This window comes from Pseudooceanicola aestuarii (genome assembly GCF_010614805.1).
Lineage (GTDB): Bacteria > Pseudomonadota > Alphaproteobacteria > Rhodobacterales > Rhodobacteraceae > Pseudooceanicola > Pseudooceanicola aestuarii.
This window is the reverse complement of sequence record NZ_JAAFZC010000001.1, coordinates 2,032,407-2,052,897: the sequence shown is the minus strand read 5'-3', so window position 1 is coordinate 2,052,897 and position 20,491 is coordinate 2,032,407. Positions and strand designations below refer to the sequence as shown.

General features: G+C 67.7%; 22 protein-coding genes and 1 tRNA gene. 10 read left to right on the top strand and 13 right to left on the bottom strand.

Going from position 1 to position 20,491, the window contains the following annotated elements; genetic code table 11:
- Window positions 1-214: 214 nt before the first annotated feature.
- Window positions 215-1,006: a crotonase/enoyl-CoA hydratase family protein gene (locus G5A46_RS09790; protein ID WP_163849224.1), complete on the bottom strand. Its 792-nt coding sequence runs from the start codon at window positions 1,004-1,006 to the stop codon at window positions 215-217.
- Window positions 1,007-1,126: 120 nt separating this feature from the next.
- On the opposite strand from G5A46_RS09790, the gene G5A46_RS09785 reads away from it, so the two are divergent.
- Window positions 1,127-2,239 carry a pyridoxal phosphate-dependent aminotransferase gene (locus G5A46_RS09785; protein ID WP_163849223.1) on the top strand — a complete coding sequence of 371 codons (1,113 nt, stop codon included), beginning with the start codon at window positions 1,127-1,129 and terminating at the stop codon, window positions 2,237-2,239.
- Between the two features lie 94 nt (window positions 2,240-2,333).
- On the opposite strand, the gene G5A46_RS09780 is transcribed toward G5A46_RS09785, so the two are convergent.
- A complete protein-coding gene (locus tag G5A46_RS09780; RefSeq protein ID WP_163849222.1) occupies window positions 2,334-3,605 on the bottom strand; it encodes a pyridoxal-phosphate-dependent aminotransferase family protein in 1,272 nt (423 codons plus the stop codon).
- A 182-nt stretch (window positions 3,606-3,787) separates the two neighbouring features.
- Between G5A46_RS09780 and G5A46_RS09775 the strand changes: the two genes are divergently transcribed.
- Window positions 3,788-4,489 carry a tyrosine-protein phosphatase gene (locus tag G5A46_RS09775; protein WP_163849221.1) on the top strand — a complete coding sequence of 234 codons (702 nt, stop codon included), beginning with the start codon at window positions 3,788-3,790 and terminating at the stop codon, window positions 4,487-4,489.
- A 27-nt stretch (window positions 4,490-4,516) separates the two neighbouring features.
- Here G5A46_RS09775 and G5A46_RS09770 read toward each other — a convergent pair whose 3' ends face one another.
- The gene (locus tag G5A46_RS09770) at window positions 4,517-5,221 is read right to left on the bottom strand and encodes a glycosyltransferase (RefSeq protein WP_163849220.1); all 705 of its coding nucleotides are present in this window, start codon (window positions 5,219-5,221) and stop codon (window positions 4,517-4,519) included.
- A gap of 124 nt (window positions 5,222-5,345) precedes the next feature.
- Here G5A46_RS09770 and ygfZ point away from each other — a divergent pair, with 124 nt between their 5' ends.
- On the top strand, window positions 5,346-6,080 hold the full coding sequence (gene ygfZ, locus G5A46_RS09765; RefSeq protein WP_163849965.1) for a CAF17-like 4Fe-4S cluster assembly/insertion protein YgfZ: 735 nt from the start codon (window positions 5,346-5,348) through the stop codon (window positions 6,078-6,080).
- Between the two features lie 153 nt (window positions 6,081-6,233).
- The gene (locus G5A46_RS09760) at window positions 6,234-6,815 is read left to right on the top strand and encodes a C40 family peptidase (protein ID WP_163849219.1); all 582 of its coding nucleotides are present in this window, start codon (window positions 6,234-6,236) and stop codon (window positions 6,813-6,815) included.
- A gap of 125 nt (window positions 6,816-6,940) precedes the next feature.
- On the opposite strand, the gene efp is transcribed toward G5A46_RS09760, so the two are convergent.
- The gene (efp, locus tag G5A46_RS09755) at window positions 6,941-7,504 is read right to left on the bottom strand and encodes an elongation factor P (RefSeq protein ID WP_163849218.1); all 564 of its coding nucleotides are present in this window, start codon (window positions 7,502-7,504) and stop codon (window positions 6,941-6,943) included.
- A 214-nt stretch (window positions 7,505-7,718) separates the two neighbouring features.
- Between efp and G5A46_RS09750 the strand changes: the two genes are divergently transcribed.
- The gene (locus tag G5A46_RS09750) at window positions 7,719-8,039 is read left to right on the top strand and encodes a DUF6280 family protein (RefSeq protein WP_163849217.1); all 321 of its coding nucleotides are present in this window, start codon (window positions 7,719-7,721) and stop codon (window positions 8,037-8,039) included.
- A gap of 153 nt (window positions 8,040-8,192) precedes the next feature.
- Entirely contained in the window at window positions 8,193-9,647 is a 1,455-nt protein-coding gene (locus tag G5A46_RS09745; protein ID WP_163849216.1) for a cobyric acid synthase, read from the top strand.
- 137 nt (window positions 9,648-9,784) lie between these two features.
- On the opposite strand, the gene G5A46_RS09740 is transcribed toward G5A46_RS09745, so the two are convergent.
- The 3 genes from G5A46_RS09740 to G5A46_RS09730 all read right to left on the bottom strand — a co-directional run bounded on the left by G5A46_RS09740 (window position 9,785) and on the right by G5A46_RS09730 (window position 13,552).
- The gene (locus G5A46_RS09740; RefSeq protein ID WP_163846109.1) at window positions 9,785-11,305 is read right to left on the bottom strand and encodes a hypothetical protein; all 1,521 of its coding nucleotides are present in this window, start codon (window positions 11,303-11,305) and stop codon (window positions 9,785-9,787) included.
- Between the two features lie 86 nt (window positions 11,306-11,391).
- The gene (locus G5A46_RS09735) at window positions 11,392-12,819 is read right to left on the bottom strand and encodes a TolC family outer membrane protein (protein ID WP_163849215.1); all 1,428 of its coding nucleotides are present in this window, start codon (window positions 12,817-12,819) and stop codon (window positions 11,392-11,394) included.
- A 79-nt stretch (window positions 12,820-12,898) separates the two neighbouring features.
- Entirely contained in the window at window positions 12,899-13,552 is a 654-nt protein-coding gene (locus G5A46_RS09730) for a protein-L-isoaspartate O-methyltransferase family protein (RefSeq protein ID WP_163849214.1), read from the bottom strand.
- Window positions 13,553-13,797: 245 nt separating this feature from the next.
- On the opposite strand from G5A46_RS09730, the gene G5A46_RS09725 reads away from it, so the two are divergent.
- Window positions 13,798-13,871 (top strand) — tRNA-Cys (locus G5A46_RS09725).
- 172 nt (window positions 13,872-14,043) lie between these two features.
- On the opposite strand, the gene G5A46_RS09720 is transcribed toward G5A46_RS09725, so the two are convergent.
- The 6 genes from G5A46_RS09720 to G5A46_RS09695 form a co-directional block, all read right to left on the bottom strand.
- Window positions 14,044-14,391, bottom strand: a complete 348-nt coding sequence (locus G5A46_RS09720) for a hypothetical protein (RefSeq protein WP_163849213.1) — start codon at window positions 14,389-14,391, stop codon at window positions 14,044-14,046.
- Window positions 14,388-15,557, bottom strand: a complete 1,170-nt coding sequence (locus G5A46_RS09715; RefSeq protein ID WP_163849212.1) for a tyrosine-type recombinase/integrase — start codon at window positions 15,555-15,557, stop codon at window positions 14,388-14,390. Before G5A46_RS09715 ends, G5A46_RS09720 begins: the two co-directional genes overlap by 4 nt.
- Window positions 15,544-15,837, bottom strand: a complete 294-nt coding sequence (locus tag G5A46_RS09710; RefSeq protein ID WP_163849211.1) for a hypothetical protein — start codon at window positions 15,835-15,837, stop codon at window positions 15,544-15,546. The genes G5A46_RS09715 and G5A46_RS09710 overlap by 14 nt, the downstream gene beginning before the upstream one ends.
- 170 nt (window positions 15,838-16,007) lie before the next feature.
- Window positions 16,008-16,442, bottom strand: coding sequence for a hypothetical protein (locus tag G5A46_RS09705; RefSeq protein WP_163849210.1), 435 nt, complete (start codon window positions 16,440-16,442; stop codon window positions 16,008-16,010).
- Window positions 16,439-16,981 (bottom strand): hypothetical protein, encoded by a 543-nt coding sequence (locus G5A46_RS09700; protein WP_163849209.1) that lies wholly within the window; start codon window positions 16,979-16,981, stop codon window positions 16,439-16,441. Before G5A46_RS09700 ends, G5A46_RS09705 begins: the two co-directional genes overlap by 4 nt.
- Window positions 16,982-17,053: 72 nt before the next feature.
- A complete protein-coding gene (locus G5A46_RS09695) occupies window positions 17,054-18,637 on the bottom strand; it encodes a hypothetical protein (RefSeq protein ID WP_163849208.1) in 1,584 nt (527 codons plus the stop codon).
- Between the two features lie 144 nt (window positions 18,638-18,781).
- Between G5A46_RS09695 and G5A46_RS09690 the strand changes: the two genes are divergently transcribed.
- From G5A46_RS09690 to G5A46_RS09680, 3 genes are all read left to right on the top strand, one after another.
- The gene (locus G5A46_RS09690; RefSeq protein WP_163849207.1) at window positions 18,782-19,564 is read left to right on the top strand and encodes a hypothetical protein; all 783 of its coding nucleotides are present in this window, start codon (window positions 18,782-18,784) and stop codon (window positions 19,562-19,564) included.
- 168 nt (window positions 19,565-19,732) lie between these two features.
- Window positions 19,733-20,047: a hypothetical protein gene (locus G5A46_RS09685; protein WP_163849206.1), complete on the top strand. Its 315-nt coding sequence runs from the start codon at window positions 19,733-19,735 to the stop codon at window positions 20,045-20,047.
- Between the two features lie 89 nt (window positions 20,048-20,136).
- Window positions 20,137-20,460, top strand: coding sequence for a hypothetical protein (locus tag G5A46_RS09680; protein WP_163849205.1), 324 nt, complete (start codon window positions 20,137-20,139; stop codon window positions 20,458-20,460).
- Window positions 20,461-20,491: the final 31 nt, after the last annotated feature.

Here is a 20,491-nt window from a genome sequence, read left to right as displayed (position 1 = left end):
CACCCCGTTGGACGCCCGACCTGGCACGGGCACCGCGCCTAGGGGTCGGCGCCGGATGCAGGACGTGTTGCCTCCCCAACCCAAAGCCGCCGAGACACCAGGGCGCCGCCCTGCCCCGCGCTCCTGGCGAAACGGCGCGGGCTGCGGCCGCCACCCCGCCGTGCCAGCGACAGGCCGGGCGCCACAAGTCCGCACCCCCCGGCTCTACGGCACCTCAGTCGAACTGCGGCGCGCGCTTGGCCATATTGGCCGCGATGATCTCCTGCTGGTGGGCGCCACCGATCAGGGGCAGCTGTTCCGCGCTTTCCTCAAACAGCACCTTGGCCGCATCCGCGCCACTTTCGGCGACGCCGATCAGCCGTTTCGCCGCGCGGGTGCCGGAGGGCGACTTGCCGGCGATCACCTCTGCCAGGCGCTGCGCCTCCGCCAGAGGATCCTCGGCGATCTGGGTGACCAGGCCCCAGGCCAGGCCCTGTTCGACCGCCACCGGCTCTGCCGTGTAGGTCATCAGGCGCAGCACGTCGGACCGCACCAGCTGCGGCAGCAGAACCATCCCGCCCATGTCGGGGATCAGCCCCCACTTGGCCTCCATCACCGCCAGCTTCGTGCCCGGCGCTGCGATGCGGATATCCGCACCCAGCGCCAGCTGGAAGCCTGCGCCAAAGGCCACGCCCTGCACGGCGGCGATCACCGGCACCGGCACCTTGCGCCAGATCATCGCGACCTCCTGCATCAGGTTCGAATCGCCATGGGTCCGGGTCATCACCCGGTCTTCCGTGGACGGGCCCGCCATCTTGCCGAACGACGCCACATCCAGCCCCGCGCAGAAGGCCCGCCCTTCTCCCGAAAGCACGACGGCGCGGATATCGGCATTGTCCACCAGGGCCTCCCCCGCCGCGACGATGGCCTCCGCCATGGCGGGATCCACCGCGTTCATCTTGTCACCGCGCACCAGCGTGACATGCGCGATCTTCCCCGTGATCTCGGTCCTTACCCGGTCCGTCATATCGGTCCTCCCTCTACAGACGGTAAATATTGGACCTGACCCTAATCTTCCGCGCCGCCCGGGCGCCACGAGAACGTCGCGTCTTGTGTGGGGCGCGGGTTCGGGGCTAGACATTCGGGCATGTCCGACACGCGCCTTACCCCCCTGGCCCAGAGCCTGCCCGCCACCGTCCCCTTCATCGGCCCCGAGGAATTGGAGCGCCGTCGCGGCGCCCCCTTCGCGGCCCGGTTGGGGGCCAATGAAAACGTCTTTGGCCCCTCGCCCAAGGCGATCGCCGCGATGCAGGCGGCCACGCCCGACCTGTGGAAATACGGCGATTCCGCCAGCCATGACCTGTGCGTCGCGCTGGCCGAACATCTGGATACGCGGCTGGAAACCGTGACCGTGGGCGAAGGGGTGGACGGGCTGCTGGGCCTTCTGGTGCGCCTGCTGGTGGCGCCGGGCGACCGGGTCGTGACCTCCCACGGGGCCTATCCCACGTTCAATTACCACGTCCAGGGTTTTGGCGGCGAACTGGTGACCGTGCCCTACAAAGGTGACCACGAAGACCCGCGCGCCCTGTTCGCCAAGGCGCGGGAAACCGGGGCGAAACTGGTCTACCTCGCCAATCCTGACAACCCGATGGGCAGCTACCTGAACGGACAGGACATCGCCGATGCTTTGGCGGATCTGCCCGATCACGCGCTGCTGGTTCTGGACGAGGCCTATATCGAATGCGCCCCCGAGGCGGCGCTGGCGCCGATCGCCTATGACGATCCGCGGGTGATCCGGATGCGCACCTTTTCCAAGGCCTATGCCCTTGCGGGCGCGCGGGTCGGCTATGCCATTGGCGATCCGACGCTGATCGCCGCCTTCGACACCGTACGCAACCATTTCGGGATGCATCGCACGGCGCAGGACGGCGCATTGGCGGCTTTGGCGGATCAGGACCACCTGCGCGACACGGTGGCCAGGATCGCCGCCTCCCGAGAGGAGATCGCCCGGATCGCCCGCGACAACGGGCTGGTGCCCCTGCCCTCGGCGACCAATTTCGTGACTGCCGATACCGGCGGCGACGGCGACACCGCGCGGTCGCTGGTCGCGGCACTGGGCGCACGCGGTGTGTTTGTCCGCATGCCCTTTGTCGCACCGCAGGACCGTTGCATCCGCATCAGCTGCGGCACGCCGGAGGATCTGCTCCGGCTGGAGGAAGCCCTGCCCGCCGCCCTGGCCGAGATCAACTCCGCCGGCTGAGAGCCCCCCCAGACCGAAACGCAAACGCCCCCGCATCGACAGGTGACGGGGGCGTTGTCATTCCTTCCGGTCGGCCCGCCCCGGCGCGGGCGGCTCAGCGCGCGGCGGGGGCCATGGTGGCGCGCGCGGTTGCCTCTTCAGCGGTCAGGGTGGCGGCGGGGGCCAGCGGCTCGTTGCTGGCAACCACTTCCGCCGCTGCGGCCAGCGCGCCGCTGCCAAAGGGGATCTCCAGCGCACGCATCCCGCTTTCGATCACGCCCATGACCCCCAGCACCATATGGGCATTCACATGCCCCATGTGCCCGATGCGAAAGTACCCTTCGCCTGCCGGATCGTCGCGGGCCGCCATACCCAACCCCAGGCCCAGCGTCACGCCCGCAGTCTCGGCGGTCCAGCGGCGCAACGCCTCGCCGTTGCGACCACCCAGACCCAACGCGGTAACAGCATGACTGCGCAGCTGCGCATCCGCCACGTTCAGCCGCAACGGTCCGCCCTGCCCCCAGGCCTCGCAGGCGGCCCAGATGGCGCGGGCCAGCACGGCGTGGCGATGCCACACGGCCTCCAGCCCTTCGTCATGGATCAGGTCCAGCGCGGCGCGCAGGCCCAGCAGGTGATGCGTGGGCGCCGTGCCCCCGAAGAACTGGTAGAACCACTCCGGTTCGGCACGCGGTACCCAGTCCCAATAGCGGGAGACACGTTTCATCCGCGCCCGCACCTCCGCCGCGCGGGCGTTGAAGAAGACAAAGGACAGGCCCGGCGGCACCATCAGCCCCTTTTGCGATCCCGCCACCATCACATCCACGCCCCAGGCGTCCATCTCGAACCGGTCCACCCCCAGCGAGGCAATGCAATCGGCCATCAACAGCGCCGGATGTCCGGCCTCGTCCAGCGCCCGACGCAGGGCGCGCGGATCGTTGCGGATGGAGGTGGCGGTATCCACATGGCTGAACATCACCGCCTTGATCCGATGCGCCGTGTCAGCGGTCAGAACCTCGGCCAGGCGGGCCGGGTCGATGGTGGCGTTCAGGCCGAAATCCAGCACTTCGACCTCCAGGCCCAACCCCTCGGCCATGTCCGCCCAGCCGTGCCCGAACCGGCCCGTCGCGCAGACCAGAACCTTTTCCCCTTCGGCGGCGATGTTGGACAGCGCTGCCTCCCAGGCGCCATGCCCGTTGGCGATGTAGATCGTGGCAAAGGCATCGGTCTGCGCGACGCGTTTCAGATCGGGCATCATCTCGGCCACCATACGGGGCAGTTCGCCCTCGTAGATATTGGGAGCGGCACTGTGCATCGCCCGCAGCACGGCGTCCGGCATGACGGACGGGCCGGGAATGGCAAGGTAGGTGCGACCGGATGCAAGGCTCATGGAAATCTCCGTTTCGGGTCTGGTTCGGCGTCGGGATCGGCGTCGGGTTGGGATCTGTGATGCGGTCGCAGGGGGCCGCCACGGGCGGAGAATGGTCCCGCGCGCGGCGCGCGTCAATTCGCACGGGTTGCCACAGGGGCCTGCCCCCCTTACATCGGGCCTGCACTGCACAGGATCGGGCAATGGCCAAGGCGGGAACCGTCAGACTTTTCGACCGAATAAAACAATGGGAGCGCGACCTGCGCAATTCCTACAACACGGATCTGTCGACGCCGGAGAAACGGCGCCGGGCGCATATCTACAACTTGTGGTTCGACCATGCGATCCTGCGCGGCGTCTGGACCAATCTGGACGAGATCGCGCCGGGGGTCTTCCGGTCCAACCACCCCACCCACCGCCGTTTTGCGGAGCTGAAGGCGCGCGGCGTCACCTCGGTACTGAACCTGCGCGGCTCGGCGGGGGCGGCGCATTACCTGACCGAACGCGAAAGCTGCGAGCAGCTGGGCCTGACGCTGGTGGATCGCAACCTGCACGCGCGCAAGGCGGCCTCGGCCGCCGAGATCCTGGCCGTGATCGCAGCCTTTCGCAGCATCGACCGCCCCTTCGTGATGCATTGCAAATCGGGCGCGGACCGGGCCGGGTTCGCCTCGGCCATCTACCTGATGGCGATCGAGGGAGAGCCGGTCGAACAGGCGCGGCGCATGTTGTCGGCGCGCTATGTCCACTTCCGCTGGACCAAAACGGGCGTGCTGGATCACATCCTGGACAGCTACGCCCTGCGCAACGCCACCGACCCCATCGGGTTCGAAGACTGGATCCGCACGGAATATGACCCGGCGAAGATCCAGGCCGAATTCGACGCCCGAACCCGCCTGCCCCTCTGATGTCCGGGGCCGGGCCGTGAGCCGGCCTCAGCGGCCTCGGTCCCGCCCATCCCGTCCGGCCCGCGCCAGCAGTGCCGGATCCGCCCCTGCGGCATAGCGCAATTGCAGGCCCAGGCTGCGGGCGCCGTTCCGGACCCAGCCATCTGCGGCATAGCGATCAAAGGACCTGCGCGCCACGCAGCCCATCAGTTCCATCGGCAGGCCAGCCCGCGCCAGCCGCCGTGCTACCGCGATATCCGCCATTACCGGCTGATCCGGGTAGCCCCCCACCCGCGCCAGATGCACGGCAGAGACCAGCAACCCCTGATCCGCGAACGGCAGGCGCAGCAGCCGGCTGCGCCGGTTGGCCCATCCCGCCACCAGGCGTGGACCGATGCCGCCGCGGTCAAATCCCAGCCGGAAGGCCCCTGGCCTGCCGCGCGCCATCTGGGCGCTGACTTTCTCCGTCCAGCCGGGGCCGGGCTGGGTACCGGGATCCAGAATCAGCAGCCACTCCCCCGCCGCCGCCGCCACGCCCCGTGCGATCTGCCCTCCGCGCGAGGGGGCGCCGATGATCACGCGGGCGCCAAGGTCTTCGGCCAGGGTCCGGCTGTTGTCCTGCGATCCGCCGTCACTTACGATCAATTCGCGGATCACCCCGGCCTGGACCCCTTCGTACAGCGCGCCGGCGCATCCGGGCAGCTGCGTTTCGCCGTTCAGCACCGGCACGATCACGGATAATGCGGCGCGCATCGCACCCCTCCTGTCGTTTCCCTCGCCAAGGGCTATACTGGGACCAAGAAGGAAAAGGGAGCCTCCCATGACAACCGCAGACCTCACCCCCCGGCGCGACGACACGGCCACCGGCCCCGATCCCCTGCGCGACCGGCGCATTTTGCGCCTGTCAGGTGCCGATGCCTATGACTTTCTCCAGAACCTCGTGACAAGCGACCTGGCCCGCCTGTCCGACGGGGCGGCCTATGGCGCGCTGCTGACCCCGCAGGGCAAGTTGATCGCCGATTTCATCATGCTGCGACAGGGCGAGGACATCCTGATCGACGTGGCAGAGCAGGTGGCCGATGCCCTGGCCCAGCGGCTGGCGATGTACAAGCTGCGCGCCGATGTCACCATTGCCGAGGCCGATCTGCACGTCCGTCGCGGCACCGGCCCTGCGCCGGCGGGCGCGCTGGCCGATCCGCGGCACCCCGCGCTTGGCTGGCGGCTATATGGGGACGAACAGGGCGACGACGGCAGTGACTGGGACGCGATCCGCGTCGCCCATTGCATCCCTGCCACCGGCATCGAGCTGACCCCCGACACCTACATCCTGGAAGCCGGTTTCGAGCGGCTGAACGGCGTCGATTTCCGCAAGGGCTGCTACGTCGGCCAGGAGATCGCCGCCCGGATGAAACACAAGACCGAACTGCGCAAGGGGCTGGTCACGGTCGCCCTGTCCGGCACCGCAACGCCGGGAACGGAGATCACCCGCGACGGCAAGACCATCGGCCGCCTTCACACTGTCGCAGGGGATCGGGCCATCGCCTATCTGCGGTTCGACCGCGCCGGGCCGGGGATGCAGGCCGGCAGCGCACAGGTCAGCATGGACGGCTGACAAGGCAGGATACGACGCCGGGCAGGCCCTCCTCAGGCCCGCCCGGCGCGCGGCGGTTTCGTGACAGATCTTGCGGTCCGGCCCCTCTTGCGGAAACCCGATGCGTCCTCATGCGTTGCCACCCCATCGCTGACCGCATCGGAGGATTGCCCCGTGTTCGATTTCCCGCAACGATCCGCGCCCGACATCGGGGCGCCCCCTGTGGCTGCGGCCAAATCCGGGCCCACCTCGGCCGAACTGTCTACCGATGGCACCCGGGCAGAGGCCCCGCGCACCGATCTGCCCTGGATCGAAGAGGCGCTGCGACTCTACCAGGAGGATGGCGAACCGGGTGTTCTGTCGCGCAGGCGTGTCCTGCACCTGATGCATACGATCGGCGATCGCCTCCCCTCGACTCTGCCATGGTGCGGGCTATTCGTCGGCCATTGCATGCGCCGCGTGGTGGCCGATGACGCAATCCCCGAGATCGAACCGCGCGCCCGCCCCTGGTGCGATTTCGGGATGCCGGTGCGTCCGCAATACGGCGCCATCCTGGTGTTCTGGCGCCTATTCCCGCGCTCTCCCTTCGGGCATGTGGCGTTCTGCGTCGGCGAAAGCCGGGACCACTACCTGATGCTGGGCGGCAACCAGCAGGCGCAGATGCGGCTGAAGCTGTACCCGAAACATCGTCTGCTCACCGCGCGCTGGCCCCTCACCGGGCCGGATCCCGCCGCGAAAGATACCTCCCGCCAGTGACCACCGCCCCGTGATGTCGACCAAAAAAAGGGGCAGCGCCTGCGGCCCGCCCCTTGGATGCAGGCCAGACTGCATCCTTACCCGGTCTCACGCGGCCCGCCGCACGACGATGACGCGACGTCAGGTCATGCCCGTTCCGCGTATTCCATCGTCTCGGTGTTCACCACGATGTCCTCGTCCTGCCCGACGAAGGGCGGCACCATGACCTTGACCCCATTGTCCAACTCAGCGGGTTTGAAGCTGTTGGCGGCGGTCTGCCCCTTCACCACCGGCTCCGTCTCCACGATCTTGCAGGTCACTTTCTGCGGCAGCGTGGCGTTCAGGGCCTCGTCCTCATGAAACTCCACCAAGATGGTCATCCCGTCCTGGAGGAACGGGCGACGGTCGCCCAGGATCTCTGCCGGCAGTTCGATCTGCTCGTAGGTCTGGGCATCCATGAACACCAGCATCCCGTCGGTTTCATAGAGGAACTGCTGGTCTTTCTGCTCCAGCCGGACCCGTTCCACCTTGTCGGCGGAGCGGAAGCGTTCGTTCAGCTTGGAGCCGTTGCGCAGGTTGCGCAACTCCACCTGGGCAAAGGCGCCGCCCTTGCCGGGTTTGACATGATCCACCTTCACGGCGGCCCACAAACCCCCGTTATGCTCCAGCACGTTGCCGGGGCGGATTTCGTTGCCGTTGATCTTGGGCATGGCCGTTTCCTGCGCATTCAGTTGAAGCGATATCCGGCGGACCTATATCTGCCACTCGTGCGGGTGGCAAGGTATGTGCGAAAGCCCTGCTGCATCGCGGAAGTCATGCGTCTTGCGCATGTCGGGAATGCGAAACTGCTGTATCCGAATCGTCATCGTTTCGCCATAAACGGCAGCACGCCCGAAACGCAAGAGCAATAACAAAGGACGGATCATGAGAGATTTCGTTGACGGAGCAGCCTTCACGAACGAACAAGGCAACCGTGCGCGCAAACTTTTTGCAGCTGTCGTCCTCGCCGCCCTGGACGACGCCATTGCCGATGACAAGAAATACGGCAACGGGCCCGAACAGATCGCGCGATGGGCGCGGTCCCGCGATGGTCGCGAAGTGTTGAGCTGTGCGGGGATCGACCCGACCGAACGCGTTGTCCAGGGTCTTATGGACTTTGTGGGCAAAGGGGTGCGGACCTCTGTCGCGCTGTCGCGCGAAGAAAGCGAACGCCGCCAAGCGGCAGAGCAGGCCGAAGCGGCCTGATCACGACCGGGCCACGCCACGGCGTGACCGGAACAGGAAAAGCGCGCCCGGCCTGTCCGGGCGCGCTTTTCGTTTGCAGGCGACGGGCGTGGCGGTCTATCCCCGCCCCCACCGCAGCCCCGCAGCGGATCAACAGAACGGATGGCAGGCCGGATGACACGGGCGATCATGCTTCAGGGAACCGGCTCAAACGTGGGCAAGTCGATGCTGGTCGCCGGGCTGGCCCGCGCCTTCGCCCGGCGCGGCCTGTCCGTCGCCCCGTTCAAGCCGCAGAACATGTCCAACAACGCCGCCGTCACCCCCCAGGGCGGTGAGATCGGGCGCGCCCAGGCGCTGCAGGCCCTCGCGGCCCGGCGGGCGCCGCATGTGGACATGAACCCGGTCCTGCTGAAACCGGAAACCGACACGGGCGCCCAGGTGGTGCTGCACGGGAGGCGGCTGGCAAATTGTTCGGCCCGCGATTTCGCGACGATGAAACCCCGCCTCCTGCGCGACGTGACCGACAGTTTCACCCGCCTGGCCAGCACCGCCGACCTGGTCCTGGTCGAAGGCGCCGGCAGCCCGGCAGAAATCAACCTGCGTGCCGGTGACATCGCCAACATGGGCTTCGCCCGAGCGGCAGGCGTGCCCGTGGTGCTGGTCGGTGACATTGACCGGGGCGGTGTGATCGCGCAGATCGTGGGCACGCAATCGGTGCTGGATCCGCAGGACGCGGCGCAGGTCGTCGGCTTTGCGATCAACAAGTTTCGCGGCGATCCTGAGCTGTTCGAAGACGGGCTGGCCGCGATCGAGATCCGCACCGCCTGGCCGTCCGTCGGCGTTCTGCCCTGGTTCGACGACGCCTGGCGCCTGCCGGCGGAGGACATCATGGACCTGGCAGGGCGCCACACGGGCGATGGCGCATTCCGCATCGCGGTGCCGCGCCTGGGCCGGATGGCGAATTTCGACGATCTCGACCCCCTTGCCGCAGAGCCGCATCTGCGGGTCGACATCATCGAGCCGGGGCGCCCGCTGCCCGGCGACGCCGCTCTTGTGCTGATTCCCGGATCGAAATCCACCATCGCCGATCTGGAGGCTTTTCGCCGCAATGGCTGGGATATCGACCTGACAGCCCATATCCGGCGCGGGGGCCATGTGCTGGGGCTGTGCGGCGGTTACCAGATGCTGGGCCGCAGCATCGCCGACCCCGACGGGATCGAGGGGAGGGCAGGCAGCTATCCGGGCCTCGGCCACCTGGCGGTCGACACGGTCATGGCACCCGCGAAACGGGTGCAGCTGACCCAAGCCCGTCACCCAGCCTCCGGCGCGCCGCTGGAAGGCTATGAGATCCACCTGGGCCGGACGGAGGGGCCGGATTGCGCCCGCCCCTGGCTGGAGGTCGGCAGCCGGCCCGAGGGCGCGACCAATGCCACAGGGCGGGTGCGCGGCAGCTACTTGCACGGGCTATTCGCCGCCGATGCCTTTCGCGGTGCCTATCTGGCCGAGTTGGGTGCGCAGAGCGGCCTGAAATACGACGACCAGGTGGACAGCACGCTGGACGCGTTGGCCGCGCATCTGGAACGGCACATGGACCTGGATCTGCTGCTGCACATGTCCGCAAAGGTCTGACCGCCGGTCAGGCGACCTGCCCTGCGGCACGGGACCGGACCCCCAGGCGTTGAGGGCCTGCCAGCGGTGACATCGCCATCGAAGAGCCCCGAGGCACGACATCGCGACCGGGGGCAGGAACACCCCGGCCGGTCCGGTCAAAGCAGGTTCTGCGCGGTCAGGCTGCGCTGAATTTCCCGGCGCACGAGTTTGCGGACGTTGCGGGTGATCCGCTCTCCCAACGGGCCTTGCAGTTCCTCCCGCACGATATCGGAGACGATGGCCCGCAGCATGTCCTCGTCCAGCGCCTCCAGCGCGGTGGCGGCGGGCTGCGCACTGGGCAGATGGTCCGTATCGGGTGCATCCTGCGCCGGTGCTGCATAGCCACCAGCCGCCGAGTCGGGATGCCCTGCCCCACTGCCCTGTGCCACGCCCGGCATGCGATCTGCCATGTCATCGCGCGCCTTCGCCTTGGGGCCCCGGCGGGGCAGGTCCGAAGGCTCTGCCGGGGGATAATCGGCGAGGTCGGCATTCATGCCTTCCGCTTCCGGCAGATCGCCGGGCATGGCATCAGCCCCACGCTCTGCCCGGGGGGGCCAACGCAGGTCGGCCGGTGCGCCGTCGACGTCGGGCACGTGGTCCTCCCAGGGCAGCGTATCCTCCGAGGCGCTGGCCCTGCCCTCCCGGCGGGGGGCGGCCTCCGTATCCCAGGTCTCTTCGCTTTCGGCGACGGCGGCTTCAAGCTCCGCGATCCGAACTTCGAGCGAGGTGACCCCCTTGGTCCGCAGGAAGGACGGGACTTCCACCGGGTCGTCCTGTGCGCCGGGATCGGCAAAGGTCAGGTTCTCTGCAAAGGCCCCGCCTTCGGCTTCCGCGTCATTCTCCCGACCCGAGTCCAGATCACAATGGGCGGCCAGATCCTGCGCCTGCGCCGCGTCGTCTTCGGCGCTTCCCTCCGCCGCACTGTCACGACTGTCCTGCGCTTGGGGGGCAGGTTCATCCGTCTCCGCACGAAACGCGTCGGAGAAGACGGAGGCTGCGGCCCCTTCACGGTCAGTGCGGGTGTCGCGACCGGCGCGGGCATCGCGTTCGGCCGACAGCCGTTCGGACACGCGGATCACGGTTTCCTCGGTCTCTTCCTCGACGTTCTCGGCAAATCCGGCGACTTCGCCGTCATCGCCCCAAGGGTCGGACACATCTTCCGCCACGTCGCCGTCAGTCGCCCCCGCCGGATCGCCAAAGTTGAACGGCGGCAATTCGTCGGCGAGCGGCGTGCCCTCGGCTGTGCTGCCACGATGCAACACCCGGCGCCCCGGTCCCAGTGGATGTTCTGCCGGGTCCGTCCGCAGGGGCGCAGGCGATTCGGCCCCGCCCGCGTCACGCGCCTTGTCCAGGAAGGAGGTCAGCCCCTGCGCCAGGTCGCGGGCCAGCCTGTCGGAGACCTCGTCCTCGCGCGCCACGGGGGTGGTTTCGGCGGGATCTTCCGTCTCGTCACGGGGCGGTTCGGCCACGCGTTGCGAGGGCGAAAGCACCAGTTTTCCGGGCTTCGCCGGGGCCTCCCGCGGGGTGGACGCCCCCTGCGGTGCGGTCTGGGTCTGGGCCCTGACCTCTTCCGAGACGAGCTTGCGAATGGAGGATAGGACATCCTCGATCTGCACATTTGTGACGGGGTCGGACATCTGCTGCGAAACCAATCTGTTACGCTTACAACTTTAGCGCGGCACCGTTTTTTTCACAACCGATAGAGAGGGTTTTACGCGTTCCGTCACTCTTTCCCGAGGCGGCGCAGCACGCTATCCAGACGCTTCCCCTGTTCCGACACACCCGCCGGCGCGTCCTTGACCAGGTTGTAATAGGCAGCCGGATCATAGATCTGCACGCCCAGCTTCATCTTCTGTGCGGTCAGCTGGCCCATCGCAGACAGCAGTTGATAGCGGGCGAATTTCTCGTCCACCTGGGCGGAAATCAGGTTGGTCCGCGCGTTCAGCAATTCCTGTTCCGCGTTCAGCACGTCCAGCGTGGTCCGCGCGCCCAGGGCGGCCTCGTCCCGGACCCCTCGAAAGGCAAGCTCGGCGGCGCGCACCTGCTCCCGCGAGGACACGATGCTGGATTCGGAGACCTGCAACCCGACGACGGCGTTGCTGGCACCCTGACGGATGTCGTGGCTGGTGACATGCAGTTGCGCGCGCGCGCTTTCCACGCGCTGCAACGCCTGCCGCTGGACTGATGCCAGGCGCCCGCCGGCATAGACCGGGCCTCCGGCTCCGATGGTGATCGACCCACCCCGGCTATAGGTGTCGGAGCCAAGGGATTCGGTCAGGCTGAGGCTGCTGGACAGGCTGATCTGCGGCTTCAGCGATGCATCGGCAACGGCCACAGCCAGATCCGCGATCGTCACCTGGCGGCGGGCGGCGTCCATCTGCGGATGCACCCGCAGCGCCACGGCGGCGGCGGCATCGGCGGTCGCGGGCAGGTTGGCGGGCAGCGTCGCCGGCGCCAGCGTGCCGGGCTTGTGACCGACAGCGGCCAGGTATTCCACCTGCGCGCGCATCAGGTCGCCCTGTGCCTGAGCCACGCCACTTTGCGCCGCAGCCAACCGCGCCTCCGTCAGGGAGACATCAGTGCGGGTCACCTCGCCGACCTCGAACCGGTCCTGCGCGGCGCGCAATTCCTGACGGATCAGGCGCAGGTTGCTTTGCCGCAACTCCAGGAACTGGCCTGCGCGGCGCACCTCGAGATAGGCGGCGACGCCGCGCAGCAGCACCTGCTGCTCCAGCGCCAGAAGCTGCGCGCGCGAGGCCAGCACCGTTTCCTTGGCGATATCGACATTCAGCCGCGAGGCCCCGAAATCATACAGCAACCAATCAAGGCTGAGCCCGACGGACGCGGCGTTGGACGAGGTCGCGCTGACCCCCACCAGGGCGCTGCGCGACGTGCCGAAATCACGGCTGACCCCCGCGGACCAGGTCAGGATCGGGCGCAGGGCAGACAGCGCCTGAGCGACATCTTCATCCGCGACCCGCAGCAGCGCCTGGTTCTGCTCCAACAGGCCGCTGTGCCGGTAGGAGGAGGCCAGCGCATCGGCCAAGGTTTCGGCCGTGGCGACGCGTGGCGCGGCAATCCCCAGCCCCAGGAAAGCAACCGCGGTCGCGCCCCTGATGAAATGTTTCAACCCGCGTGTTTTCGCTGTCATGACCTTGCCCCTCGGACCCGCCACCTGCGCGGCGTCCATTCCCTTGACGTCCGGCGCATATAGGGCGCCGGGCGCGCCCCTACAATGCGAACGCGCGCACCTTTTCAAAGCCCGGCAGCACCGGCGCGCCCGCGTTGAACGCGAACCGCCAGGTGACGGCACCGTCGATCTTGTAGCCGATGCGGACCGCGCCCAGGTGCCCTTCGGAGAACAGCGCGGCGATCCGCCCGCCCTCCTTGAGCTGATCCAACAGCGCATCCGGCACGATTTCCACCGCGCCTTGCAGGATCATCACGTCGTAGGGTCCATGTTCCGGCGCACCGGCCGTCAGCGCCCCGTCCTGCAGCACGACATTGTCGGCGTCTTCGGCGGTCAGCGCCTGTTGCGCGTCCGAAACGAATTGCGCGTCTTCCTCCACCGCGATCACCGCCTCTGCCATCCGCGCGATCACGGCGGCCGAGTAGCCATGCGCCGGGCCGATGTCCAGGACCAAGTCCGTGGGCTGAATGTTCAATGCATCCAGCATCTTGGCCAAGGTACGCGGCTCCAGCAGAACGCGGTTTCCGCCCAGCTCGATATTCTCGCCCAGGTAGGCGGCCTCCTGCCGGTCGGCGGGCACGAAGGCCTCGCGCGGGACGGACAACATGGCCGAAATGATGGGATATTTCGTGACGTCGGAGGGCCGGACCTGCGTGTCCACCATCATCCTGCGCCGCGCGGCAAAATCCGTCATCGCAATACTCGTTCGTTCGGACTCTTCGAGCCGGTTGTGCCACATGCCCGCGCCAGCGGCAACGCCACACTGCCCCCCTGCCCCGCCTTTTCCCCTGCAGCCGCCGCCTTTTTCATCTCCCGCCCCCTCCGCCCGTCCACGTTACCTCTCACCCGCCGTTCAGCATGTCTGGACACCCCCTCCAACTTTGGCTATAAGTTCCGAAGCACCACGGAAACCTAAATAGTTTCAACGACTTACGGATTGGCGAGTTGGCGGAGTGGTGACGCAGCGGATTGCAAATCCGTGTACACCGGTTCGATTCCGGTACTCGCCTCCACCTTGTTTTACTTGGCTTTGCGACGTTTTCGACCCTCTTCGGAGGGGTACGAAATCGACCGGTTTACAGGGCGGTTTACACTTCGCCCGCTTTCTCCCCCTTCGAGACATGCAAAAAGGCCGCGAGGATTTCTCCTCGCGGCCTTTGAGTTTTCGCCGATCCTGGCGTCCGGTCAGCCGGTGAGGCCCAACCCCGAGAAGTGGCGGAGCGCGGCGGCGCGGTCGTGGTTCGACCGGGTCTCGATCCGGATCAGCGTGGCGCGAATCCGGTCCGGCTGCACGCCGAAGTCGAGCGGCGCATAGCCGAGGAGTTCGAGGCAGGCACTGGCCAGCGCGTTGATCCCCTCGGCTTCGGCCAACGCCGCCCCGCCGATGTCGACCATGGGCGTCACCCGTGTCCGGCCGGAGCGCAGCGCGAAGACATGGCCGTAGACGGGACGGCCCGCGATGCGGGGGTGACATAACTCGCACCAGGCCGCCGCCAGGGTCAGGTCGGCCCGCACCTGGTTCAGCGCAATCATGCCCCGCCGCGCTTCGCGGCTTTCTGGGCCGCCTTGCGCTCGGCCTTCTCGGCCTTCTTCCGAGCCTTCCTCAGCTTGCGGTGCACTTCATCGGTCACCTCGGGCACCTGGGCCGCATAGCGCTCGATCACATTCGCGGCGTGCCGCAGGCCCCAGCCCATGCAGACGGCGATCTCGTTGAGAGAGCAGTTCGCCCGCAGGAGAGAAGTCGCCGCCGTGCCGCGCATGTCGTAGGGCCGCAGCTCGTCCCGAATCCGCACTGGCAAATCGCCCGCGTCGACCTTGGCGTTGTGCCGATCCTTGAGGTCGCGAACGACCTGCGAGGCCCGCTCCGACGTGAGAGGCAGACCGGTGAGCGAGGTGACCAGCAGGTCCTGCCCCTCCGGCATCGTGTCGATCAGCTCCCCGAGCGCCTCCGTCACCGGAATGCTGACCGGATTGTTCGTCTTCTGCCGACGGAAGAACAGGCGGCGCCCCTCGGGCGTGTTCTGGACATGCCGGCGCCGGAGAAGGCCGACATCCTGCGGCGCCAGCCCGCCTTCGGAAAACGCGATGACGATGCGCCTCTCGTCAGGGGTGGCCTGCTCCAGAAGCATCTGGATCTCGACCGGGAGCCAGACCTTGTCGGACCGGTCGGACTTGTAGAGCTTCATCTGCCCCGTGTGAAAATGCACCTTGATGGCCGCGTCACGGTTGACGCACCAGTTGAGGAAGGTCGTCACCACGGTTCCGGCATAGTCGTAGCGCTTGTCCGAGTGGCCCCATTTGTCGGACCGCCACTTGCGGATCTCGCCCAGGGACTCCGCCTCTTCGAAGAGCGAAATCGGATCCTCACCGAACTCGGCCTCGAATGCGTTGAGGAAGAGCTTGTAGTCCTTCTGGGTCCGGGGCTTGAGCTTCCGGAACTCGCGGGAGTCGCGATAGCGCTCCAGCACCGAAGCGGTCGAGTTCTCGACCACCTTGGGAGTCACCCTCAGCCCGCGCAGGGCGGCATCATAGGCGGTGACATAGCGGGGATCCGACTCGTCGAATTCCTGGTCCGAATCCCAGAAACACGTGCCGCTGCCGCGGAAGACGTAGTGATACTTCCGCATTGTGCCATCAGCGAGTTTCTTGGTGACGCGGTGCACGCCGACGATGCGGGTCTTGTTCTCATTTCTTGCCATTACGGTTCCTCCGCTGCTGGGTCTTGCTCAGGGGTTTGTCGGCGTTCGCCACGCCGCTTGCGCCGGAGGCCGGCGGCACCATGCCCTGCGCCACGTTCAGCCGATGCCGCACGAGGAGCGGATCGTAGATGTCGTTCCGGCCCGGCACGGGCGTGATGCCGAGCATCTTCAGCGAGTGACGGAAGGCCGAGGTGACGCCGGAGTAGCGCATCATCTCTGCCAGTTCCGCGCCGGTCATCAGGGGCGGCATGCCGGGGTTGAAAGAAAGGGTGTCGAGCATTGCTTCATCCTTTTTTGCGTTGCTTGTACGCAGGAGGTGCGAGCGGTCCGGGCCAGCCGGTCGGAACTTTGACCAGGGTTCATTATCTCCGGTCCGGCGCGCCGGCCGGGAGCAGCAGGGAGACTGCCGGCGCGCCGTCATGCAGTTGATTTCACTGCATGTTCCGGGGATCAGAGGGCTTGGCGCAGGGTTTCGATAGCGGCCTCGGCGGCGAGCCGGTCCTGGATGGCCTCGAGAAGAAAATTGAGCTCGAGGATGACGGCGAGGGCGTTCGAGAGGGCGTCGGCCTCCTCGGTCATCCTCGGCTCCTGCCAGAAGGCGGGAGAGACGTTGCCCTCGCCGCCTTCGAACCTGTCGACCATGACGGTGCCTTCGGTGATCCGCTCCACCAGCCGTCGTTCGAGGCTGGCGAGGTGATCGAGCGCCGGGGCGTCGAAGATCTCGCGCGCATCGAACAGCCGCAGCAGCCGCTCCGGCCCCGTCCGTTCCTGCGGCGCCAGCCGGTGGAGCACATCCTCGCGGATGGCGGTGGCGGCGATGCGGGCCAGGGCGAGCGCCTCGGCGGCGAGGTTTTCGACGGTGGGCGAGGTCTCGGCGCCGGTCATCGGGCACCTCCCGCCACGGCGCGGCCCTGCAGGAGGGCGCGATTGTGCCGGGCCACCGCGCGTCCCTCGGCCTGCCAGCGGCGGCGTTCCTCGCGCCGTGCCCGGCGATGGTCGGCGGCGATGTCGGCATCGGCCTGCATCCGGGCGCGCAGGGCTTGCAGCCGCTCCATCAGCCCCTCGTCCAGCCGGCCGATGCGGGGGTCGCCGTGCTTCTCGGCTTCGAAGCCGGGGTGATCGAGGCTGACGAGCAGGCTTCGGTCGAGCGTGAATCGCGAGGGTCGGTTGAGGCCCGCGGCGGCGATGGAAGGTTCCTGCCGGACGATCACCTCGCGGCCTCGGTTGGATTTGCCGTAGGCGGAGCTGCCGTAGGCGAGCTTGGCGAAGCTCTTCCCGGCAAGCCGGGGCGTGTCGAGAACGAGGCAGGGCCGCATCTTCGGCGCCTCGCCCTCGGGGAGATCTTCGGTGGTGGGAAAGCGAAAGAGGACTACATCACCGAGTGTGAGATCCTGCTGCCATTCGTGGGGTTGTTGGTCGAACATCTTGGCTCCTGTCGTGAAGGGAAACGACGGCAGCTCTTCCATCAGGGCCCCAGAGCCCCTTGCCGCTGCGCGTCACGCGGCGCGTGCGGCGGCAAGGGGGTTGGGGGCCGGTATTGTCCCCGGGAAGATCTCCTCGGCCAGCGCGATCTCTTCGGCTGTCGGCGACAGGTCCGGCAGGCTGTCGGGTGGTCTTCGGCGGGTGTCGGGCCGGGTCGGGGCCGGTTGCGCGGGGGTCTGGCGGCGGTTTCGTGGGGCTTCGGGGGATGGGTGGAGGGGCTGGTGCCCTGCTGAGAGGGCGGGCCGGGGCCTGCGGCGTGGCAAGCCCCCCTGTGGCGGCGGCGGAGTTGTCTCACGCTGGGTGCGCATGGCCGGGCGCGCCGGTTCGGCGGTTTTCGCGGCAGGCGCCGGCGGGCAGCCCCGGCGATACCAGGTCGCGCGGGAATAGCCGTGCGCCTCCCATGGTTTTTCCCGGGAGGTGGCATGGACGGCGAGGTAGTCCTCGCGCGTTGCCATCCCCTTCGCGCGACGGCGGCCGGCCTCTCTCTCCAGCCGCCGCCGGTCCCTCTCCGCCTCGGAATGGATTTGTTTGAGATGCAGGCGGCGGGCGAGATCGTCGGAGACGCCCAGCATCTCGGCCATCCGCTCGCCCGAATAGAAGTACCGATCCTGCTCGCCTTTCTGGCGCCGCTCCGCCGCGCGGATCACGGCGGCGACCTCGGCGGGCGACAGGCCGGCACAGTAGCGCGCGGCACCCTCGACCTCGGCGGCCATATCGAGGTTTCCGTGCTGATGCGTGAGGCAGGTCGCGACCAGGTGGAGCCAAGTGTTACGCAGCCCCTCCGGCACCTGCCCACCCCAATGGCTGGCGAGCGCCATCAGGTCGGCGCGCACCTGTGCGAAGCGGCCGGCGGGAGCGAGGCCGCGCGGGCCGCCGGTCGGCTTGGCCTTCCGCTTCGCCTTGCCGGCCTTCCGTTGGCCAAGCTCCGCCCGGGTGGGTCGTCCGGCGGCGGTGTAAATCGCGTCGGCGAGCGCGTCGAAATCGTGGCGGCGCAGGGTGCCGTCGATGACGGTGACGATGCGGCCGCATTTCGCGTTGATCGTCTCGGGGAGCCTGAAGATGCGGGCGGCGTCGCCACAGGAGCGATCGGCCCCGAAGGCGGAAAAGAGCCCGATCAGGCACTGCTGCGCCGCCCGCCAGCGCGGCGCGGCGGCACCGGCCAACTCGTGGATGAGCCAGAGGACGGCGAGGCCCCGGCCGGTGTCGGTGACTACCGACGGCAGCGGCAGGCCGAGGCCCTGCGCCGCCGTCTGCACTGCCTGAGCGACCCTCCCCGGCGCGGCCCCGCGCCATTGCGGCATGGTCCGATAGTCGAGATCCAACGCCAGCACGTTGAGCGCCGCCAGTTTCCCCCCGGAGCGAGTGCCGTGGAAGCGATGCAGGGTGACGTAGGCGGACCTGTCGATCCAGTTGAGAGCTGCGAAGGGCAGCGCATCGGGGCGATACGTACGGGCGCAGCGCCTGTCGGCTTCGAGCAGCATCAGCGTGGCCGAGCCTCGCGCGCCCAGCGGATGCAGCAGGCGCAGGTAGGCCTCGGCCGGCATATGCGCGGCGGCGGGGCGCGTGCTGCTGAAACTGTGGTGCTGCGAGAGATCCATGGGCAGGACCTACGTCCGGCCGGCCCTGCCCGGAAATTGACGTTAAGTCATATGGCCAATCGTCATCGGGCCACCCCGCACGTTCCGAGATCCTGATCAGGCGGCCGATCCCCGGCCGCCCTGCATCACAGAAAGGAACTCCCGATGCATGTACTCCCCGTCGGCCTCCCGGCACTCCTGCCGGGCATGGTCGCTCTCGAAGCGGCGCGGCTGAAGCTCCAGCTCAACGCCTCCGTCTCGGACCAGCTGCGCCACGCACTGAGCCAGAACGAAGTGACGTGTTTCGCCCGGCTCCACTTCGACGCGCGCGGCACCTTCAAATCACTTTCCACGAGCCTCGAGCGGTCCCATCCCGAGGAATTCGAGGTGACGGTCCGCTGGTACAGCTTCGCCAGCCTGCACTACAGCCTCGAGGAAGACGTCACCCAGGAGTGGCTGCGCCGCGCGGTGGCCCGCCGCCTGAAGTGGGGGCGCGAGCTGGCACATCTGGACGACGACGCGCTGGAGGCGCTGAAGACGCGCTGTCGCCCGCGCATAGGCTCGCCCAACCTGTCCACGAGTCATCTGCAGGAGGCCTTCCTCGGCCTGCTCGCAAACGCTGAGATGGAGGAACGCGAAAGCGCCGGGTCAAAGCACCAGCGGATGCAGGCCATCAAGCAAGCCGAACCCCTGCGTGAACTGCTGTGCGCGGAGCGCGCGCACGCGGAGAGCGAAGACGTCGCACACTCCGAAATCTACGGCGACGATCACTACCACACGGCGACCAATGCGCCCGAGGAGACCCGGGCAATCTACAACTACAGGGCCTACCACGCCGAGCTGCGGGAGGGCTTCCCACTGTTCAACATATGGGGCGAGCCCTGGCCGAAACGTGGCCGGCGCAAGAGGGAGGCGCCGGATGGCGAAGAGGTCTCGAAGACCCAGTGACCGGGTGGAGGGTGCCTCGCGCGCTCGGCCTCGACGCGCGGCGCTCGTGGGGTCAGCTCTCGATGCAAGAAAATGCCGCCGATCATTTCCGCGCAATCCAAGAGGTTCCGAAATCCTTCTCAGGCGGCCGATCCCCGGCCGCCGCGCTTCACAAGAAGGAAGACATCCATGGATGACGCACTCGACATGCTCCGCCGCGCCAAGGCGGAGAAAGCCGCGCATGAGGCCGCCCTGGCCGAGGTCACCAACGGCACCGGAGGCGGTGACACCGGCGCCTGCCGGCGGATCCTGAACGGCGCCGAGGTGGACGAGGAGATCGGCCCGCTCTCGACCAGCGAGACCATCGCCGTCGCGCTCGCCTTCAGCCGGTTGGATCTGCTGCCCGGCGACTACGACAATTTCCGCGATGCATGGCAGCGGCTGGACACCCGGCAGCGCCGCCTCGTCGACACGGTCGCCCGCGCGCCCTGGCGGCGGGGCTGACCGGGGCCGGCACCCCGACAATTCATCCGCCGCGCAGGCGGCAGCGCCAATCCCGGCGCGACATCCACGCCAAACGAAAGGCATTCGACATGGCAAAGAAAGTTCTCGATCTGCAATACGGCATCGGCCGGTCCTTCCTGACCGGCCATGTCACCATGCTGGGCCGCGATTCCTACCGCGCATTCCTGGTGGACAACTTCAAGGTGGTCGCGCGCCGCGACCTCGACCGGGCGCAATACAAGAGGCTCGCGCGGGAGCTGAACGACTACTCCGAAGGGAACCCCGAGTACGACTTCAACTCGATCTGGCTGTTCGAGGATTTCGTGCTCTTCGGCGAGTTTCCCGACGACCGCCGTAAGCGAATGCAAAGAGAGCGGGAAGTTGACGAGGCGCATCGTCGGTTCGACGACTGAGCGGCTTCCCGGGTTGGCATCACGCCATCGC

What these genes read in the sequence shown, in the direction of transcription:
- G5A46_RS09695 (WP_163849208.1), bottom strand. Translation starts at nt 18,637, where the DNA reads ATGGATCTCTCGCAGCACCACAGTTTCAGCAGCACGCGCCCCGCCGCC.
- G5A46_RS09780 (WP_163849222.1), bottom strand. Translation starts at nt 3,605, where the DNA reads ATGAGCCTTGCATCCGGTCGCACCTACCTTGCCATTCCCGGCCCGTCC.
- G5A46_RS09690 (WP_163849207.1), top strand. Translation starts at nt 18,782, where the DNA reads ATGCATGTACTCCCCGTCGGCCTCCCGGCACTCCTGCCGGGCATGGTC.
- G5A46_RS09705 (WP_163849210.1), bottom strand. Translation starts at nt 16,442, where the DNA reads ATGACCGGCGCCGAGACCTCGCCCACCGTCGAAAACCTCGCCGCCGAG.
- G5A46_RS09785 (WP_163849223.1), top strand. Translation starts at nt 1,127, where the DNA reads ATGTCCGACACGCGCCTTACCCCCCTGGCCCAGAGCCTGCCCGCCACC.
- G5A46_RS09710 (WP_163849211.1), bottom strand. Translation starts at nt 15,837, where the DNA reads ATGCTCGACACCCTTTCTTTCAACCCCGGCATGCCGCCCCTGATGACC.
- G5A46_RS09750 (WP_163849217.1), top strand. Translation starts at nt 7,719, where the DNA reads ATGAGAGATTTCGTTGACGGAGCAGCCTTCACGAACGAACAAGGCAAC.
- G5A46_RS09740 (WP_163846109.1), bottom strand. Translation starts at nt 11,305, where the DNA reads ATGTCCGACCCCGTCACAAATGTGCAGATCGAGGATGTCCTATCCTCC.
- G5A46_RS09770 (WP_163849220.1), bottom strand. Translation starts at nt 5,221, where the DNA reads ATGCGCGCCGCATTATCCGTGATCGTGCCGGTGCTGAACGGCGAAACG.
- efp (WP_163849218.1), bottom strand. Translation starts at nt 7,504, where the DNA reads ATGCCCAAGATCAACGGCAACGAAATCCGCCCCGGCAACGTGCTGGAG.
- G5A46_RS09745 (WP_163849216.1), top strand. Translation starts at nt 8,193, where the DNA reads ATGACACGGGCGATCATGCTTCAGGGAACCGGCTCAAACGTGGGCAAG.
- G5A46_RS09720 (WP_163849213.1), bottom strand. Translation starts at nt 14,391, where the DNA reads ATGATTGCGCTGAACCAGGTGCGGGCCGACCTGACCCTGGCGGCGGCC.
- G5A46_RS09715 (WP_163849212.1), bottom strand. Translation starts at nt 15,557, where the DNA reads ATGGCAAGAAATGAGAACAAGACCCGCATCGTCGGCGTGCACCGCGTC.
- G5A46_RS09730 (WP_163849214.1), bottom strand. Translation starts at nt 13,552, where the DNA reads ATGACGGATTTTGCCGCGCGGCGCAGGATGATGGTGGACACGCAGGTC.
- G5A46_RS09735 (WP_163849215.1), bottom strand. Translation starts at nt 12,819, where the DNA reads ATGACAGCGAAAACACGCGGGTTGAAACATTTCATCAGGGGCGCGACC.
- G5A46_RS09775 (WP_163849221.1), top strand. Translation starts at nt 3,788, where the DNA reads ATGGCCAAGGCGGGAACCGTCAGACTTTTCGACCGAATAAAACAATGG.
- G5A46_RS09790 (WP_163849224.1), bottom strand. Translation starts at nt 1,006, where the DNA reads ATGACGGACCGGGTAAGGACCGAGATCACGGGGAAGATCGCGCATGTC.
- G5A46_RS09680 (WP_163849205.1), top strand. Translation starts at nt 20,137, where the DNA reads ATGGCAAAGAAAGTTCTCGATCTGCAATACGGCATCGGCCGGTCCTTC.
- G5A46_RS09685 (WP_163849206.1), top strand. Translation starts at nt 19,733, where the DNA reads ATGGATGACGCACTCGACATGCTCCGCCGCGCCAAGGCGGAGAAAGCC.
- G5A46_RS09700 (WP_163849209.1), bottom strand. Translation starts at nt 16,981, where the DNA reads ATGTTCGACCAACAACCCCACGAATGGCAGCAGGATCTCACACTCGGT.